The sequence below is a fragment of the Agromyces albus genome, from assembly GCF_030815405.1.
In the GTDB taxonomy this organism is placed as follows: Bacteria; Actinomycetota; Actinomycetes; order Actinomycetales; family Microbacteriaceae; genus Agromyces; species Agromyces albus_A.
This window is the reverse complement of record NZ_JAUSWX010000001.1, coordinates 2,222,263-2,239,415: the sequence shown is the minus strand read 5'-3', so window position 1 is coordinate 2,239,415 and position 17,153 is coordinate 2,222,263. Positions and strand designations below refer to the sequence as shown.

Sequence of the window (17,153 nt, the reverse complement as noted above, 5' to 3'; positions counted from 1 at the left end):
GATCGAGCCGTGCAGGTGGTCCAAGTGATCATATCCATGTCCTAACAAAATGACAATATGTGTATTGCGGTCATTCCGCGAGCGGGTCGCCGGCCGCGGGTGCGGGCGCAGGAATTCGGTCGCGCTCGTAGGTGATCTCAGTGTGGCCGTGCGCGGCGGGATGACCGTCTTCGTCGAGGTTCACGAAGACGATGCGGTCGATCGTGAGGATGCTGCGCCGGGTGATCATGTTGCGCGCCTCCGCTCGGAGGGTGAGCGACGTGCGGCCGAATTTCGTTGCGACGAGCCCGAGCTCGATGAGGTCGCCCTGGCGGGCGGAGCTCACGAACTCGATCTCGGACATGTACTTCGTGACCACGCGGCCGTTGCCGAGCTGCAGCACCGAGTAGACGACGGCCTCCTCGTCGATCCAGCGCAGGAGACTGCCGCCGAACAGCGTGCCGTTGGCATTGAGGTCCTCGGGACGCACCCACTTGCGGGTGTAGAAGTTCATCTCCGCAATCATGTTAAGACATTAGCACATTCCGGATCGTCCGGTGCCGCGGCAGTGCTCGAGGGCGTTGTGGAGTACGGGCCTGTACGCCACCCGCCCCTCCCCTCCCTGAGGTCGAGGACCTCGACCGCGGCGAGCTGCAGGACCCGATGTGCTTCCGATCGCAGGGCGAGAACCCCGGTCGAGACGGATGCCGCGTGCCGCTGCCATGGAGCGGAGACCGCCCGCCGTTCGGCTTCCCGCCGTCGCCCGCTACGCGGACCTGGCTCACTCAGCCCGCCGGGTGGAGCTCGCTGACGGTCGAGGCGCAGGAGCGCGACCCGGACTCGACGCTGCGTCGCTACTGGGAGAGCCTCCGGATCCGCCGCAGCGAGCGACGGCTTGGTTCCCGGTGACACGACGGTCTGGGTGCGCCTGCGACGCGAGTGAGCCGACGCAAGCCTCACCCACGCCTCAGTGGGCGTGCTCAATGCGCGCGAAGCGGGGCACGAGGCGCCCGTCGCGCTCGACGTGCTCGGTGAACATGGCCGTGGGCCTCACCCAGTTCGAGCGGTCGCCATAGAGCTGGCGGTAGACGACGAACTCCTCTTCGGTCTCGCTGTGCCTGGCCACGAGGAGCACTTCGTATCGTGCGCCCTTGAAGTGCTGGTAGACGCCGGGCTCGATGGGGGCAGTTGCGGCCGCTTCGGTCATCGCCCCATGTTACGGATGCCGCGCCGCGGAACCGGCTGTGGATAACTTCGAGGTGGTGCATCCGGCGCATCGCAAGATGGTGCCATGACCGACCCAGTTCGCACCATCGCCGATCGGGTGCGAACACGGGTGCTCCGCGATGGGGTCGATCTCGCCGGCGACGAGGCGGTCGCCGCACGCTACGCACGCGAAGAGGTGCGCCGCTACAGCGAGCGTGCCCTCGCCGGAGCGCACGCCCAGCTGGGCGACGAGCACGGCACCGCGCGCGAGGTCGTCGCCTCCATCACCGGGTACGGGCCGCTTCAGCCGTACTTCGACGATCCCGGTGTTGAAGAGATATGGATCAACTCGCCGACCCGGGTGTTCGTCGCGCGCGACGGGGTGGCCGAGCTCACGACCGTCGTGCTCTCCGACCGCGAGGTGCGAGAGCTCGTCGAGCGGATGCTGCAGCACTCGGGTCGGCGCGTCGACCTGTCGTCGCCCTTCGTCGATGCGTCCCTGCCCGACGGCTCGCGCCTGCACGTCGCGATCCCCGACGTCGCTCGCGCGCACTGGGCGGTCAATATCCGCAAGTTCCAGCGCCGCATCCGCTCGCTCGCGCAGCTCGTCGAGCTCGGCTCGGTCACGCCGCAGGCGTCGGAGTTCCTGCGCATGGCCGTGCTGGCAGGCGCGAACATCCTGGTGTCTGGGGCGACGCACACGGGCAAGACCACGATGCTGAATGCGCTCATGTCGAGCGCTCGCTCGGGCGACCGCGTGGTCACGGTCGAGGAGACGTTCGAGCTCGACCTCGACGTGCGAGATCTCGTGTCGCTGCAGTGTCGCCAGCCGAGTCTCGAGGGCACCGGAGAGATCACACTGCGCCGCCTCATCAAAGAGGCGCTGCGTATGCGGCCCGACCGCCTGATCGTCGGCGAGGTGCGCGAGGCCGAGAGCCTCGACCTGCTCATCGCGCTCAACTCGGGCTTGCCCGGCATGTGCACGATCCACGCGAACTCGGCGCGCGACGCCCTCGTGAAGCTCTGCACCCTTCCGCTCCTCGCCGGCCGCAACATCGACTCTTCGTTCGTCGTGCCGACCGTCGCGAGCTGCATCGACCTCGTGGTGCACCTCGCGATCGATCGCGACGGCAGACGCCGCGTGGCGGAGATCACCGCCCCGACCGGCGGGTCCACTGGCGCTGCCGTCGACGCCGACCCGATCTTCGTGACGAGGGCGGGGCTCCTCGTCACCACCGGCGCCCGCCCGGCTCGTCTCGAGAAGTTCGACGCGGCCGGGTTCGATCCCGACATCGTGCTCGCTCGAGGTGCCCGATGAGTCTCATGCTCGGTGCGCTCCTCGGGCTCGGCGTGCTGCTCGCGTTCTCCCCACTGCTCTGGCCGGCGCGCACCGCGGCGCGTTCGGGTCCCGGCGTGGGGGCACGCATCCGCGACGAGCTCGCGTTGGCGGGCCTCATCGGCGTACCGGTTCCGGTCGTCGTCGCGGTGGCGGCACTCCTCTCCGTGGTCGGAGGGGCGCTCGCCCAGGCAGTGCTCGCGATCCCGGTGCTCACCGTGGTTGCCGGCGTGCTCGGCGGCGCGCTCCTGCCACTCCTCATCCGTGCGCGCGCGACTCGCAGGCGTGCGGCGAATCGCGCGGTCTGGCCCGACGTCGTCGACCACCTCGTCGCGTCGGTTCGTGCCGGGATGTCGCTGCCCGAGAGCGTCGGCGCCCTCGCCGAGCTCGGGCCGGCTGCCACACGAAGCGCGTTCGCGTCGTTCGACGACGACTACCGCCGCACCGGAAACTTCTCCCTCTGCCTCGACCGCCTGAAGGCATCGCTCGCCGATCCGGTCGCCGATCGCATCCTCGAGACGCTCCGAATGGCCCGTGAGGTCGGCGGCAGCGATGTCACCGCCGTGCTCCGGGGCCTCGCGGGCTACCTTCGCGAAGACGCAGCACTGCGTGCCGAGGTCGTTTCCCGCCAATCGTGGATCCGCAACGCCGCACGCCTCGGCGTCGCCGCGCCGTGGCTCCTCCTGATCGTGCTCGGATCGCGGCGCGAGACACTCGTCGCGTACGACTCACCTGCCGGCACCGTGCTCATCATCGCCGGTGTCGTCGTCACGATCGTCGCCTATCAGGCCATGATCGCCCTCGGCCGACTTCCCGAGGAGCGTCGATGGTTCCACTGAACGCGATCGGTGCGATCGGCGTGCTCCTCGGTGCCGTGCTCGGGCTCGGCATGTGGCTCATCGTCTCCGCTGTGCCGCGCATCGGCAGACCTCGGCTCGTCGAGCGCGTCGCGCCGTACGTCGCCGACATCTCGAGCGAGGCACGAGCCATCCTCGAACGCCGGCCCAGCGATCCCACGCCGGTGCTCGGTGTGATGGTCACGCCGGCCGTCAGGTGGCTTCGTCGGATGCTCTCGGAGTGGCTCGGAGGGAACGAGACGATCGCGCGTCGGTTACGGCAGGCCGGGTCGACCTCGAGCGTCGAGCGGTTCCGCGGCGAACAGCTCGCTTGGAGCGCGGCGGCATTCGTGATCGCACTGGCGCTCGCCCTGCTGTCGCCGGCGTTCGGCACGCTGCCATCGGTCGTCCGCATCGCGATGCCATTCCTCGCGGCGGCACTCGGCGCCGTCTTGCGCGATTGGATGCTGCAACGCCGCGCGCGACGTCGGTTGTCGCGCATCTCCGACGAGCTGCCGACGGTGCTCGAGTTCCTCACCCTCAGCCTCACCGCCGGCGAAGGAATGCTCGACGCGATCCGACGCATCGCGAAGGCCGGGTCGGGGGAGCTTCCGCGCGAGTTCGCCGGCGTCGTGGCCTCCGTCAGCACCGGCGTTCCGCTCGGCCAGGCGCTCGCCGAGCTCCGCGACGGAATCGACCACCCGGCTCTCTCTCGTGCGCTCGACCAGGTGCTCGGCGCGCTCGATCGCGGTGCGCCGCTCGCCGGCGTGCTGCGTTCGCAAGCGGGCGACGCGCGCGAGGAGGCGAAGCGCACGATCATCGAGCTCGCCGGCCGCAAGGAAATAGCCATGCTTGTGCCCCTGATCTTCTTGATCCTTCCGGTCACGGTCGCGTTCGCGCTGTTCCCGGGATACCTCGTGTTGCAGACGGGGTTCTGATGGCACGGCACTCGAGCGCTGCAACTCGCAACGGACTCACCGAAGGGAACGCACATGGGGAACTGGATCACCGAGCGCTTGCGCGACGAACGCGGCGACGTGCCGGGGTGGGTGCTCATCACCCTGATGACGGCCGGCCTCGTCATCGTCATCTGGGGGCTCGCCGGGCCCGCATTGTCGGGGGTCTTCGACCAGGCGATCGGTCGCGTGCTGGGGTTCTGAGGGGTCGGGTTCTGAGCGGCCGTTCGCGTGGCTCGGTGCTCGCCGCGCTCGCGCGCGACGAACGTGGTTCCGCTGTGGCAGAGTTCACGCTCGTCGGGGTGCTCCTCACCGTGCTCGCGCTCGCCGTGGTGCAGCTCGCGCTGGCGCTGCACGTGCGCAACACGCTCCTCGATGCAGCGGCGGAGGGGGCGAGGTACGCCGCGCTCGCCGGTTCATCCGCCGACGACGGCGTCGCTCGTACGCAAGACCTCATCAGCACCGCGATCTCGGCGGAGTATGCGCAGGATGTCGCGGCGGCGCATTCCTCGATCGGCGGCGTGCCGGTGGTCGCCGTGACCGTTCGCGCGGCGCTGCCGGTCATCGGCTTGCTCGGTCTCGAACGTGGGTTGGAGGTGACGGGGCATGCGGCGGTCGAGTCGCTCGACTGAGCGGCGCGGGCCGCGGTGGTCGCGATTCCTGGCGGCTCGACTCGCTGCCGCAGCTTCCGAACGCGGCTCGGCGTCGCTCGAGTTCCTCACGGTCGGCATTATCCTGCTCGTGCCGCTCGTCTACCTCGTGCTCGCCATGGCGGCGATCCAGGGCGGCGCGCTCGCCGTCGAGGGTGCAGCCCGCCAGGCCGCGCGCATCGCCGTGCAGGCGAGTGCCGAAGGGGCAGCGGATGCCGCGGTGGACCGTGCGATTCGGGTGACGCTTGCCGACTACGGGGTCGACGCCGAAGCGGCATCCGTCACCATCGAGTGCAGCGCCACGGACTGCCTCGAACCCGGAAGCCGCATTCGCGTCTCGGTCGTAGCCCGAGTCAGCCTGCCGCTCGTGCCCGACCTCCTCGCGCTCGATGCCGTGGGCAGCGTGCCGCTCGAGGCGAGCGCAACGCAGACCGTGTCGCGGTTCGCGCGGAGCGGCACATGATCCGGCGCATTCGCGGGGCACTCGACCGTGACGACGAGCGGGGGTCCACGCTGCTCCTCACGATCTTCTATTGCTTCCTCGGGCTCTCGCTCGTGATGGTCGTGGTCTCGGCGACGTCGCTGTACCTCGAGCGCAAACGGCTCTTCACGCTCGCCGACGGCGCGGCGCTCGCGGGAGCCGAGGCGTGGAGCCTCGATACGGTGCGCATCGACGACGATCGCCTCTCGCTCGAACTCGACTCCGCCGGTGTCAGCGAAGCGGTCGTCGAATACCTGGGCGATGCCGCGCGCAGCCTCGAGGATGTCTCCGTCATTCGGGCGGCATCCGACGATGGCCAGAGTGCGACGGTCACGCTGCGGGGCGTCTGGTACGCGCCGGTCCACACTGAGCTTGTGCCGGTGGCGGTGCCGATCGAGGTGACAGCGACTGCTCGCTCGGTGTTCCACTGAGCGCCCGGGAATGCGGTTGACTGGAGCGATGACGATTCAGACCACCATCGAGATCTCCGATCACTTCACTCGCATCCTCTCCGCGCCGGTCTTCGGCCACCTCGCCACGGTGCGGCCCGACGGCAGCGTGCAGGTGAACCCCATGTGGTTCGAGTTCGACGGCGACGCCGGCGTCATCCGTTTCACCCACACGACGAAGCGCGCGAAGTTCCGCCACCTGCAGGCAAATCCCCTCATGACGCTCGAGGCGATCGATCCGGCGAACGCCTTCAAGTACGTCGAGGTGCGCGGGCGTCTCACCGAGGTGATCGCCGACCCGGAGGGCGCGTTCTACGTGCACCTCGGACAGCGCTACGGCAACCCCGATCAAGAGGCGCCCGCCGACAAGGACGACCGCGTCATCCTCGTGATGAGCGTCGAGAAGGTCAACGGTCGCTGAGCTCATGACCGACGGCGCGCCGAAGCGGGGCCCCGGCTCGGGCAGCCCGCGCTACTCATGGAAGGCCGTGACCGCGCTCGTGCTCGCCGTCGGTGCGCTGTTGATGCCGGCGATCGTGGCGCTCGTGCTCGCCGCCGCAGGCCTCGTGCTCGGTCTGGTGGCGCGTCGCGAGCTCAAACGCGAGCCGTCGCTGACCGGGGGAGCGCTCGCGCTCGCCGCCGTGATCGTCGCCGCGTTCGTGCTCGTGTTCGACGTCATTCTCCTCACCCTGCCTGCTCCCGCGGGCTGAACGCACGTGACGGATGCCGCAGAAACTCCTCCTCGCGGCATCCGTGTGAAGCGGGAAGATGGGTGGCATGGCGACCGACGCGCTCAACGAAGACGCCGACCACCTCTACGGGCTCGCTCCTGAGGAGTTCACCGCCGCGCGCAACGCCCGTGTGCGCGAAGTGAAGCCCGATGATCGCGAGCTCGCCGCGCGCATCCAGGAGCTGCGCAAGCCGTCGCCCGCGGCGTTCCTCGTCAATCAGCTCGTGCGGCGCAAGAGCGACGAGATCGACGACCTGCTCGACTTGGGCGCCGAACTCCGCCAGTCGCAGGCCCGCGGCGACGGGCGGCAGCTGAACCGGCTCGCACGCGAGCGGCGCGGACTCATCGGCGAGCTCCTCGACACCGCGTCGGCGATCGCCGAGGAGTTCGACCGCGACGCCTCCCGCGCGGTGCTCGACGAGGTGGAGCAGACCCTCGCCGCGGGCACGGTCGACGAGCCGGCGGGCGATGCGGTGCGGAGCGGCCGGCTCATTCGCGGGCTCCAAGCGGTCGGGTTCGACCCCGTCGACCTCGACGGTGCGGTGGCAGGTGCGCCGCTCGCCGCGTCAGCCCGGCCGAAGCGCGAGCGTCGCCGTGCCGAGACTGCCACGAGAGACACGAAGACCGACGAGCGTGCGGCGACCGAGGAATCCGAGCGCGAAGCCCGTGAGCACGCTAAGGCGCGGGCGGAGTTCAAGGTGCGTGAGGCTCGTGCCCGTGCCGAGGAGGCCGACAAGGAACTGCGAGCCGCCACAGAACAGGCGGAGGAGGCCGAGGGTCGCCTCGAGGCGTTGCGCGACGAGCGCGAGGAGCTCAGTGCTCGCCTCGACGAGGTGCGTCGTGAGATCACCGAGGCCGAACGCCGCGCGCGATCCACCGAGCGCGATCGAGGGCGAGCCGCGAAGGCCGCGGAGCAGGCGCATGAGGAGCTCGATGACGCCACGGCGAAGCGGGGCTGACCCGCGCGAAGCGGCTACCCGCCTGGGCTCTGCGCGAGCCGAGCCGCGGCGGTGAGCACCCGCGGGTCGGGGAAGTCCTCGCAGTACTGGTACGAGTAGCCCAACCGCACGATGCCGGCCTGATCGATCACGAATTCCGCCGCCGCCCGCCAGGGGTCGTCGACGGGCGGCCGGCCTTGCTCGCGCCGAGCCTCGAGGAAGCTCTGGCCGGTTTCGCGTGAGTGTGCGAGGTACTCCGCGGGCGCGTCGAACAGCGCCTGCTCGGGTTGGTAGTGGCCGACGCCGTACGCCCGGTACACGTCGGCGCTCGGGTCGACGAGAAGCGGCACGGTGATGCCGTGCTTCGACGCGTACGCGGCCGCGCGCTCGGGCTCGCCTTGGCCCACGATCACGACCCGAAGGCCGGCGGCGTGGTAGTCGTCGAGCTCCTCGACGAGCCGATGAGCGCGATCCATGCCGCAGCTGCAGCCGAAGTGACGCCAGAACATCACGAGCGCAGGGCCCGCAGCCCAGAACTCCGAAAGCCGTCGCGGCGCACCGCTCGAGTCGACGAGTTCGGCGTCGGGAGCCGTATCGCCACGGACGAGCACACGACTCGGCGGTTCGGTCGGGCCTGATTCGAAGGCAGCCAGCCAACGCGCCTCTGCTGCTCTGACAAGTTCATCGAGATCCGTCATCGGGCGCGCCTCCCGGCTTGGTGAATCATCCTCACCTGAGCCGAGCATATGCCTCGCCTCTCGGGGTCGCTACCCGCCCGACGAGTAGGGCCGGTGCGGCCGACGCGGCACGTATCGCGGGATGTACCGCCACATGACCACCGCGCCGACGAGCCCGAGCACGCCCATCGTGGCGCTCGCCGCCATGATCGACACCAGCGACGTCACGCCCGCGACGATGAGTGGCGCCGCCGCCCCGCCGGCGTCGCCGATTGTGCGGAAGGCGCCGAGGAACGGTGCCGGGTTCATCTTCGGCGCGAGGTCGGCGCCGAGCGTGAGGATGACCCCGCTCGAGAGCCCGTTCGCCACGCCGAGCAGCACCGCGACCACGGCGAACCACACCTCATTGCCGGGCAGGTCATGCGTGAGCGCGAGCACGAGGTGGCCGGTGCCGAGGCCGATGAGCCCGGGCACCGCGCTCCAGAGCCGGCCGAAGCGGTCCATGATCTGGCCGCTCACGTAGAACAGCGCGAAGTCGATCGCCGCCGCAACGCCGATCACGAGCGCGGCCGTCTCGGGCGGCATCCCGATCGACACCGCCCAGAGCGGAATAATGACGGTGCGGCTCGCGCGGATCGCGGCGAGCAGTCCGACGCCGCTGCCGATGCGGGCGAGCACCCCGCGATGCGTGACGATCGCACGGAAGACGCCGTGCGACGCGGCATCCGCTTCGGCTTCGCCTTCGGTGAGCGGTTCACCCGAAACGGATGCCGCGCGCGCGAGCCGAGCCGCGCCGAACACGCGCTCGGGGTCGGGCAGCACGAGCAGCACCACGACGACCGCGAACGAGCTCGCGACGAGCACCCAGAACACGATCTCTGCGGAGCCGGTCCACGCGATGAGGGCAGCGGCGACGAACGGGCCCGCCGCGTGGCCACCGCGGAAGACGCCCGCGAGCGTCGAGAGCGCCCGCGCCCGGGTGCGTTCTGGCACGTAGCTCGTGAGGAACGCGTGCCGGGCCAGGCCGAACACCGCCGTCGCGAGGCCGAGCAGGAAGACGCCGATGGCGAGCGCGAACGTCGTGGGCGCGGCGAGCGCGATGAGCACGGCGATGACCGCGAGGAGCGCTCCGCCCATCATCGCGTTGCGCTCGCCGATGCGCGCCACGAGCCACCCCGCCGGCAGGTCGCCGACGAGCTCACCGACCATGAGCATCGCGGCGATGAGCCCGGCGAGTGCGAGCGACGCGCCGCGCTCGGTGGCGACCACGGGGATAACCGGGATCATCGCGCCCTCGCCGAGCGAGAACAGCAGGGTCGGCAGGTAGGCCGGGAGGATGATCGCACGCCAGGAGTACGGAGGCGTGGTGTCGGTCATCCCTTCGATGCTATTGCTTGGGGTGGATGTCCCGGACGCAGGGCCACGCCGTCACGGCTAGGCTGGGAAGGCCATGTTGGATCTTGACCTCACGCAGGAGATCGCCGCGCTGCGCTCCACTTTCCGCGACATCCGCTCCGTCGTCGACGTCGACTCACTTCAGTCGGAGATCGAGCGGCTCTCAGCGCTCGCCGGAGCGCCCGACCTCTGGGACGACACCGACAACGCCCAGAAGGTGACGAGCGCGCTCAGCCACCGCCAGTCCGAGCTCGCGCGCGTGAAGAGCATCGAGTCCCGCCTCGATGACCTCGAGGTGCTCATCGAGCTCGCGAACGAGGCCGAAGACGAAGAGAGCGCACTCGAGTCGCGCGCCGAGCTCGAGTCGCTGCAGAAGACGATCGGCCAACTCGAGGTGCAGACCCTGCTCGACGGCGAGTGGGACAATCGCCCCGCGGTGATCACGATCCGCGCCGGCGCCGGCGGCGTCGACGCTGCCGACTTCGCCGAGATGCTCATGCGCATGTACCTGCGCTGGGCCGAGAAGCACAACTACTCCGCCAAGGTCATGGACACGAGCTACGCCGAAGAGGCGGGCATCAAGTCGGCCACCTTCGAGATCGATGCGCCCTATGCGTTCGGCACCCTCTCCGTCGAGGCGGGCACGCATCGCCTCGTGCGCATGAGCCCGTTCGGCCAGGCCGGCAAGCGCCAGACCAGCTTCGCGGCGGTCGAGGTCATCCCGCTCATGGAGGAGACCGAGGCGATCGAGATCCCCGAGAACGACATCCGCGTCGACGTGTTCCGCTCGAGCGGTCCCGGCGGCCAGTCGGTGAACACCACCGACTCGGCGGTGCGCCTCACCCACCTCCCCACCGGCACCGTCGTCTCGATGCAGAACGAGAAGTCGCAGATCCAGAACCGCGCCGCCGCCATGCGCGTGCTGCAGTCACGGCTGCTCCTGCTCCAGAAGGAGCAAGAGGCTGCGCAGAAGAAAGAGCTCGCGGGCACCATCACCGCGAGCTGGGGCGACCAGATGCGCTCCTACGTGCTCGCGCCGTACCAGATGGTGAAAGACCTTCGCACCGAACACGAGGTGAACAACCCGTCCGCCGTCTTCGACGGCGACCTCGACGGGTTCATCGCCGCCGGCATCAAGTGGCGCAAGCAGAAGCAGGACTGAGAGCACGCAACCTCCGGGGGTGCGCATGACCGTTCCCGTCATCGGCCTCGTCGCCGACCGTAAGGCAGTGACGTCGGGCGCCTGGGTTGACATCCCGAACGACGGCTTGCCGCACCGATACGTCGCTGCTCTCGAGCAGGCGGGTGCCGCACCGCTGCTCATCCCGAGCCTCGACGTGCACATCGCCGAACCCGAGCGCGTTCTCGACCGCATCGACGGCCTGTTCCTGCCCGGCGGTCGCGACCTCGATGCGGACATCTACGGCAGCGAGGCGCACCCGACGAACGACCCGCCGCTGCGCGTGCGCGATGAGCTCGAAATTGCCCTCACGCGCCTGGCGCACGCTCGGGGCATGCCCGTCTTCGGTGCCTGCCGAGGCCTCCAGGTGCTCAACGTGGCGATGGGCGGCACGCTCGAGCAGCACCTCGGCGACCGCGTCGATCTCGCGATTCACCGAGACATCATCGGCAAGTACACCCCACACCACGTGACGATCGAGCCGGGCTCGTTGCTGAGCACGCTCACGCACGAGCTGTCGTTCGAGATCGCCTCACACCACCACCAGGGCGTCGGCGAACTCGGCGAGGGCCTCGTCGTCTCCGCGACCGCTCCCGACGGCGTCATCGAGGCGATCGAATCCTCCGACGGCTCCTTCTGCCTCGGCGTGCAGTGGCACCCCGAGGAACGCCTCGATCCCGAGGGACTCTGGCTCATCGGGGCGTTCGTCGCCGCAGCCCGCAAGAGGGCGAGCGAGTGATCGGCGTCGAACCCGAGCGCGCACCGGGCAACGGCGGCAACGGCGGTTCGCTGTGAGTTGGGCGAGTCGTGGTGCCGACAGCGGGCGCGCTGCTTAAGCTCGACTGCGATGATCCGTTTCGACGCTGTGACCAAGACCTACCCGGGCCAGGCGAGGCCCGCGCTGAACGACCTCGGGGTGGAGATCCTCCGCAGCGAGTTCGTGTTCCTCGTCGGCGCATCCGGTTCCGGCAAGTCGACCTTCCTGCGGCTCATCCTCAAAGAGGATAAGCCCACGCGCGGCTCCATCCACGTGCTCGGCCAAGACCTCGGCTCGATCTCGAGCCGGAAGGTGCCCTACTTCCGTCGCGACCTCGGCGTCGTGTTCCAGGACTTCCGCCTGCTGCCGAACAAGTCGGTCTTCGAGAACGTCGCATTCACCCTGCGGGTCATCGGCAAGTCGCGCGGCTTCATCCAGTCGGCTGTTCCCGAGACGCTGAAGCTCGTCGGTCTCGACGGCAAGGGCAAGCGGATGCCGCACGAGCTCTCGGGCGGCGAGCAGCAGCGTGTCGCGATCGCGCGCGCCATCGTCAACAAGCCGCAGATCCTCCTCGCCGACGAGCCCACGGGAAACCTCGACCCGGTCACGAGCGCCGGCATCATGACCCTGCTCGAGCGCATCAACGCGGGCGGCACCACCGTGGTCATGGCCACGCACGAGGCGGGCATCGTCGACCAGATGCAGCGTCGCGTCATCGAGCTCGTCGCGGGCGACATCGTGCGCGACGAGCGCAGCTCCGGCTACGGCGCGTCGCTGCCCGACTCGGGCGACGAAGCCAAGGCGCCCACCGACGAGCCGATCACGTCGGCCGCGCCCAAGGTGCCCATCGAGGTCATGCGCGAGGCGCAGCCGCTCTACGTCGAACCCGAGGTGCACGATGACGTGACGGATGCCGCGGCCGCCATCACGGCCGCAGCGACCGCATCGGTGCCCATCACGCCGGCAGCTGACGACGACGCGGCGCCTTCGACGGGCAAACGACCGGCGAGGCCCGGCTCGAAGCCCGATGCAACGGCACACGAACATCTGACGCTCGCGGAGCGGCTCGGCCTTCGGGCCCCGGGCGGCCCGCGCGAAGGCGACGACGACCAGGAAGTGGGGCCGACCAAATGAGGATCGGTCTCGTGCTCTCGGAGGCGGCCAGCGGCCTCCGCCGCAACGCCTCGATGGTGGTCTCGGTCGTGCTCGTCACGTTCATCTCGCTCACGTTCGTGGGCACCGCCGCCTTGCTGCAGTTGCAGATCGGCCAGATGAAGAACTACTGGTACGACCGCGCGCAAGTGGCGGTGTATCTCTGCACGGCCGTGTCGACCACGGCAGGCTGCACCGACGGTGAGGCTACCGACGAGCAGCAGGCGGCGATCCAGCAGCAGCTCGAGTCCGAGACGCTCGCCCCGTTCATCGACGAGTTCTACTTCGAAGACCACGAGCAGGCGTACGAGAACTTCCAGGAGCAGTTCGCCGGCACGCCCGCAGCCGACTATGTGACGCCCGAAGTGCTCAACGAGACGTTCTGGGTGAACCTCGTCGAGCCCTCGCAATCCGCGGTGCTCGTCGAGAGCCTCGCGGGCATGGCCGGAGTCGAGCAAGTGGTCGACCAACGAAGTTACCTCGACCAGATCTTCGACGTGCTGAACGCGGCGAGCTACACGGCGATCGCGATCGCGTCGATCATGCTCGTCGCGGCCGCGCTGCTGATCGCCACCACGATTCGGCTCTCGGCATTCTCGCGACGGCGCGAGCTCGGCATCATGCGGCTCGTCGGGGCATCCAACCGCTTCATCCAGACGCCCTTCATACTCGAGGGGGTGTTCGCAGGGCTCATCGGTTCGCTGCTGGCGGGCGGAGCGGTCGTCGCGGTCGTGGAGTTCTTCGTGCAGGGCTACCTGGCCGATAACCTGTCGTTCACGTTCGTCGACCTCACCGACGCGCTCATCGTGGTGCCGCTGCTCATCCTCGTGGGGGTGCTGCTCGCGGCGGTCTCGGCGGGCGTCGCGATCACCCGCTACCTCAAGGTCTGAGCACGGCGAACGGATGCCGCGGCATCCGTTAGACTGAACGGCTGCCTCGGCGATCGCCGGCGGCATCCATCAGCAAACGCAATTCGAGTGAGGGAGCACACCGTGCCCAGGGAACGCGGTCAGCAGGTCGTGGCGACCAACCGCAAGGCGCGCCACGATTACACGATCGAGGACACCTACGAAGCTGGCATCGTGCTCACCGGCACCGAGGTGAAGTCGCTGCGCGAGGGCCGCGCGTCACTCGTCGACGGGTACGCGTTCATCGACGGCGGCGAGATGTGGCTCGACGCGGTGCACATCCCGCAATACACCGAAGGCACGTGGAACAACCACGCCCCGAGGCGCAAGCGCAAGCTCCTGCTGCACAAGCACGAGATCGTGAAGATCAGCCACCGCACGAGCCAGGGCGGCTACACGCTCGTGCCGCTCTCGATCTACTTCAGCGACGGCAAGGCCAAGGTCGAGATCGCGGTCGCGAAGGGCAAGCGCGAGTACGACAAGCGGCAGGCGCTGCGAGAGCGCCAAGACAAGCGCGAGGCCGATCGCGCCATCTCGAGCCGCCGCAACCTCGGCGACTGATCGGCGAGGCTCGGCGACGGATGCCGCGAGCGCGCGTCGCTCGTCGGCGCCCGGATGCGCCCGGCACCGTGTCGTGCCTGCGAGGTAGGCTCATCGCGATGGAGATCTCCACCCGAATTCCGGTTCCCGGCACGTTCAACTTCCGCGACGTCGGTGGGTTGCCGGCGGTCACGGGAACGGTGCGCGAGGGTGTGCTCTTCCGCTCCGACGGGCTGCATCGCCTCGGCGAGGCCGGCCGCGCCGTGCTCCGCGAGCTCGGGGTGGGCATCGTCATCGACCTACGTGACGAGAACGAGGCCGAGTACATGCCCGACGACCTCAAGGGTCTCGAGGTCGAGGTGCTGCGGCTGCCGGTCTTCGAGGGCTCGGGCGCCTCGCAGGGTGCCGGTGGAATCTCGCTTGATGCGCTCTATCACCGCATCGTGACCCAGCACACCTCGGTCGTCGTGAGCGCCTTACGCGAGATCGCGAGTGCGGGGGAGCGCGCGGTGGTGGTGCATTGCACCGCAGGCAAGGATCGCACCGGCATCGTCGTCGCGCTCGCGCTCATGGCGGTGGGCGTCGATCGCGAGTCCGTCATCGCCGACTACGTCGTGACGGAGTCGAACCTGGCCGGCGAGTGGCTCGAAGAGATGGTGACCATGGTCGGCCGGTTCGGAGTGCCCGACAGCCCAGAACTCCGCACGCTCATGGGCGGCAGCCCACGCGAGGCGATCGAAGGGGTGCTCGACACCATCGAGCGCGAGCACGGTTCGACGCGCGAATACCTGCTCGCCTCGGGTCTCCAGCTCGCGGATCTCGCGGCACTCGAGGCGCTGCTCATCGACGACTTGCGTTGACTGCGGCCTACCGTCGACGGTCGGTCACTCGGGCTCGGCCGCGAAGCGGGCATCGACCGACGCGGCGATCACGAGCTTCGCGGGCGTGAACTGCGCGGGTGACGCGCCACCCGCAGCATCCGCGGCGCCCCGCATCGCGAACATGCGTTCCACACCGACGCCGGGTGGGAGCTGCTGGATGGTGAGGAGTCCGGTGTCGGCGAGCTCGATCGGCGTGGGGGAGCCGAGTCCGAGTGCGGCGGCGTAGACGGCGGCCTTCGCGACTGCATCGGCGACCGCGGCACGCTGGGCCTCCTCCTCGATGGTGCGGCGGGTGGCATCCGTGAGCTTCCACTCGATGCCGCCGACCGTGACCGAACTGCGAAGCGAGATCTCGCTCACCCACTCGCCGAGGCGCTCGAGATCGCTGAACACCACCTCGAGTTCAGCGCTCGCCGCGTGCACGACTGGCAGTTGCTTGCCCTCGGCGTTCCACGGTCGGTGCGACCACACGCGAAGCTGACCGGCCGACCAGGTGTCGAGCGCTCCGGATGCCTCGAGCTCCAGCACGTCGCCGATGAGGCGCTCATGCGCCTCGGTCGTACCAGCGAGGGTGTGCTCGCGTTCGGCACCTGACGCACCGACCGAGAGGGAGACGGCCCCGAGCTCGGGATCGATGCGCTCTTCGGCGTTGCCCCTGACGGCGATCGTGGTCGGCATGATGGCCCCTCTCAACGCGTGCGCCGGGCGCCTCGATGCACCCGCGGCCGCGCCCGAGCACGGTCGCCCTCAGCATACGGGGGAGCGCCGAACGACACCGGCGAACGACCCGCCGAGCGCGTCAGGCGAGCGTGCGCACCGGAAGCAGCCCGGCCTCGTCGAAGAGCCGCTCGAAGACCGCGCCGCGGTCGAACTGCAGGGCGAAGGCGCGGGCCCGGGCAGCACGAGCGAGCCGTTCGTCGGGGTCGAGCGCGAGGGACTCGTCGATCGCCGCGGCGATGGCGTTGGGGTCGTCGACGGGCACGATGATCGCGTGCTCGCCGACCGCCTCGAGGATGCCGCCGGTCTCGGTCGTGATGACCGCGCCGCCGCCCGCGAGCATCTTCTCGGCGAGCGCGATGCCGAACGTCTCGACGAACTCGGGGCGAGGCTTGCTCGGCAGCACGTAGGTGGCGCAACCGGCCATGAGATATGGCTTCTCGGCGTCGTCGACATCGTCGAGGAAGACGATGCGATCGGCGAGCGGGGAGGCAGCAGCCAGCTCGCGGAGCGCCTCGGCCTCGGGGCCGCGCCCCGCGATCACGAGCTGCAGGCGCTCATTCGCCTGAGTGCGCTCGAAGCCGGCGATGAGGTCGTCGACGCCCTTCGCCTTCGTAAGGCGCGAGAGGAAGAGCACGTAGCCGTCGCGCTCGAGCCCTCGCGCAGCGAGCACGCCGTCGATGAGGTCGGGGTCGAGGTCGAGATATTGCGAGGTGTCGATCGCGGGGTAGGAGATCCGGATGCGCTCGCGGCACTGGTCCGCGAAGCGGGTGCCGTGGAAGGCGTCGATCTCGGCTGCCGAGGCGATGATGAGCTCGCGCGTGTACTCCGAGACCGCGACACAGTGGTCTTGCGCGAGGTAGCTCGAGAGGATGTGGGCAGCCGCGCCGAAGTGCCCCTCGTCGACGCACGAGCGAACGACGTTCGTGACATCCGACCCCACTGCCTCGGCGATCGTCGTGACGTTTACGGGCAGACCCGTGCTCCACGCCGCGCGCACGGCGTCGGTGACGGCCACCGTGTGGGGGCTGAGGTAGAGCGAGAGGCACACGGTGGGCACCCCGTCGGTGAAGAGCTCGACGAGCCGGCCGGTGATGCCCGCGAGGTAGCGTCCGTCGGGCACCTTGTAGTCGCCGACCGGTTCGGGGCGCTCGACGATGATGCCCTCGCTATAGGGGAGCATCCGGTCGAGCGGCTTCAGTGGAAGGCCCGTGGCCTCGAGTCGCTCGATGGGCCACGTGACGATGCGCACCTCATCGAAGCCTCGTTCGAGGGCGGCCTCGGCGAGGTTTCGTCCCTCGACCGAATGGCCGCAGATCACGGGATCGGCGCGGTTCACGATGACGAGTCGGTTGCGGGGTTTGGTGCTCATGGCGGCTCCTTCG

The 17,153-nt window shown here is 69.2% G+C and carries 22 protein-coding genes; 16 read left to right on the top strand and 6 right to left on the bottom strand.

The window, feature by feature from the left end:
* Positions 1-70 precede the first annotated feature (70 nt).
* Together QFZ29_RS10470 and QFZ29_RS10465 are read right to left on the bottom strand one after the other, a co-directional pair.
* The gene (locus QFZ29_RS10470) at positions 71-493 is read right to left on the bottom strand and encodes an acyl-CoA thioesterase (RefSeq protein WP_306894056.1); all 423 of its coding nucleotides are present in this window, start codon (positions 491-493) and stop codon (positions 71-73) included.
* 453 nt (positions 494-946) lie between these two features.
* A complete protein-coding gene (locus QFZ29_RS10465) occupies positions 947-1,186 on the bottom strand; it encodes a DUF1653 domain-containing protein (RefSeq protein WP_306894055.1) in 240 nt (79 codons plus the stop codon).
* 84 nt (positions 1,187-1,270) lie between these two features.
* Between QFZ29_RS10465 and QFZ29_RS10460 the strand changes: the two genes are divergently transcribed.
* The 10 genes from QFZ29_RS10460 (at position 1,271) to QFZ29_RS10415 (ending at position 7,582) form a co-directional block, all read left to right on the top strand.
* Positions 1,271-2,503, top strand: a complete 1,233-nt coding sequence (locus tag QFZ29_RS10460) for a CpaF family protein (protein ID WP_306894054.1) — start codon at positions 1,271-1,273, stop codon at positions 2,501-2,503.
* On the top strand, positions 2,500-3,360 hold the full coding sequence (locus QFZ29_RS10455; protein WP_306894053.1) for a type II secretion system F family protein: 861 nt from the start codon (positions 2,500-2,502) through the stop codon (positions 3,358-3,360). The genes QFZ29_RS10460 and QFZ29_RS10455 overlap by 4 nt, the downstream gene beginning before the upstream one ends.
* Positions 3,348-4,295, top strand: a complete 948-nt coding sequence (locus QFZ29_RS10450; protein WP_306894052.1) for a type II secretion system F family protein — start codon at positions 3,348-3,350, stop codon at positions 4,293-4,295. The genes QFZ29_RS10455 and QFZ29_RS10450 overlap by 13 nt, the downstream gene beginning before the upstream one ends.
* Positions 4,296-4,349: 54 nt before the next feature.
* Positions 4,350-4,517: a hypothetical protein gene (locus QFZ29_RS10445; protein ID WP_164990506.1), complete on the top strand. Its 168-nt coding sequence runs from the start codon at positions 4,350-4,352 to the stop codon at positions 4,515-4,517.
* A 35-nt stretch (positions 4,518-4,552) separates the two neighbouring features.
* Positions 4,553-4,945, top strand: coding sequence for a TadE/TadG family type IV pilus assembly protein (locus tag QFZ29_RS10440; protein ID WP_306894051.1), 393 nt, complete (start codon positions 4,553-4,555; stop codon positions 4,943-4,945).
* The gene (locus QFZ29_RS10435) at positions 4,920-5,426 is read left to right on the top strand and encodes a hypothetical protein (protein ID WP_306894050.1); all 507 of its coding nucleotides are present in this window, start codon (positions 4,920-4,922) and stop codon (positions 5,424-5,426) included. The genes QFZ29_RS10440 and QFZ29_RS10435 overlap by 26 nt, the downstream gene beginning before the upstream one ends.
* Positions 5,423-5,875 (top strand): pilus assembly protein TadG-related protein, encoded by a 453-nt coding sequence (locus QFZ29_RS10430; protein ID WP_306894049.1) that lies wholly within the window; start codon positions 5,423-5,425, stop codon positions 5,873-5,875. The genes QFZ29_RS10435 and QFZ29_RS10430 overlap by 4 nt, the downstream gene beginning before the upstream one ends.
* A 28-nt stretch (positions 5,876-5,903) precedes the next feature.
* Positions 5,904-6,314, top strand: a complete 411-nt coding sequence (locus QFZ29_RS10425; protein ID WP_306894048.1) for a PPOX class F420-dependent oxidoreductase — start codon at positions 5,904-5,906, stop codon at positions 6,312-6,314.
* Between the two features lie 4 nt (positions 6,315-6,318).
* Positions 6,319-6,603, top strand: coding sequence for a hypothetical protein (locus QFZ29_RS10420; RefSeq protein ID WP_306894047.1), 285 nt, complete (start codon positions 6,319-6,321; stop codon positions 6,601-6,603).
* Between the two features lie 67 nt (positions 6,604-6,670).
* Entirely contained in the window at positions 6,671-7,582 is a 912-nt protein-coding gene (locus tag QFZ29_RS10415) for a hypothetical protein (RefSeq protein ID WP_306894046.1), read from the top strand.
* Between the two features lie 14 nt (positions 7,583-7,596).
* On the opposite strand, the gene QFZ29_RS10410 is transcribed toward QFZ29_RS10415, so the two are convergent.
* Together QFZ29_RS10410 and QFZ29_RS10405 are read right to left on the bottom strand one after the other, a co-directional pair.
* A complete protein-coding gene (locus QFZ29_RS10410; protein WP_306894045.1) occupies positions 7,597-8,259 on the bottom strand; it encodes a peroxiredoxin-like family protein in 663 nt (220 codons plus the stop codon).
* Between the two features lie 69 nt (positions 8,260-8,328).
* Positions 8,329-9,615 carry an MFS transporter gene (locus QFZ29_RS10405; RefSeq protein ID WP_306894044.1) on the bottom strand — a complete coding sequence of 429 codons (1,287 nt, stop codon included), beginning with the start codon at positions 9,613-9,615 and terminating at the stop codon, positions 8,329-8,331.
* A 73-nt stretch (positions 9,616-9,688) separates the two neighbouring features.
* Here QFZ29_RS10405 and prfB point away from each other — a divergent pair, with 73 nt between their 5' ends.
* From prfB to QFZ29_RS10375, 6 genes are all read left to right on the top strand, one after another.
* Complete coding sequence (prfB, locus tag QFZ29_RS10400; RefSeq protein ID WP_306894043.1) at positions 9,689-10,795, top strand: peptide chain release factor 2; 1,107 nt, start codon at positions 9,689-9,691, stop codon at positions 10,793-10,795.
* Positions 10,796-10,820: 25 nt separating this feature from the next.
* Positions 10,821-11,552, top strand: coding sequence for a gamma-glutamyl-gamma-aminobutyrate hydrolase family protein (locus tag QFZ29_RS10395; RefSeq protein ID WP_306894042.1), 732 nt, complete (start codon positions 10,821-10,823; stop codon positions 11,550-11,552).
* A gap of 108 nt (positions 11,553-11,660) precedes the next feature.
* Positions 11,661-12,704 (top strand): cell division ATP-binding protein FtsE, encoded by a 1,044-nt coding sequence (gene ftsE, locus QFZ29_RS10390; RefSeq protein ID WP_306894041.1) that lies wholly within the window; start codon positions 11,661-11,663, stop codon positions 12,702-12,704.
* The gene (ftsX, locus tag QFZ29_RS10385) at positions 12,701-13,612 is read left to right on the top strand and encodes a permease-like cell division protein FtsX (protein WP_306894040.1); all 912 of its coding nucleotides are present in this window, start codon (positions 12,701-12,703) and stop codon (positions 13,610-13,612) included. Before ftsE ends, ftsX begins: the two co-directional genes overlap by 4 nt.
* Before the next feature lie 102 nt (positions 13,613-13,714).
* Positions 13,715-14,191, top strand: a complete 477-nt coding sequence (gene smpB, locus QFZ29_RS10380) for an SsrA-binding protein SmpB (RefSeq protein WP_214870170.1) — start codon at positions 13,715-13,717, stop codon at positions 14,189-14,191.
* A 98-nt stretch (positions 14,192-14,289) separates the two neighbouring features.
* Positions 14,290-15,030 (top strand): tyrosine-protein phosphatase, encoded by a 741-nt coding sequence (locus tag QFZ29_RS10375; RefSeq protein WP_306894039.1) that lies wholly within the window; start codon positions 14,290-14,292, stop codon positions 15,028-15,030.
* Between the two features lie 24 nt (positions 15,031-15,054).
* On the opposite strand, the gene QFZ29_RS10370 is transcribed toward QFZ29_RS10375, so the two are convergent.
* Both QFZ29_RS10370 and QFZ29_RS10365 read right to left on the bottom strand, forming a co-directional pair.
* The gene (locus QFZ29_RS10370; RefSeq protein WP_306894038.1) at positions 15,055-15,729 is read right to left on the bottom strand and encodes an SIMPL domain-containing protein; all 675 of its coding nucleotides are present in this window, start codon (positions 15,727-15,729) and stop codon (positions 15,055-15,057) included.
* Between the two features lie 121 nt (positions 15,730-15,850).
* Positions 15,851-17,140 (bottom strand): glycosyltransferase, encoded by a 1,290-nt coding sequence (locus tag QFZ29_RS10365; protein WP_306894037.1) that lies wholly within the window; start codon positions 17,138-17,140, stop codon positions 15,851-15,853.
* Positions 17,141-17,153 lie beyond the last annotated feature (13 nt).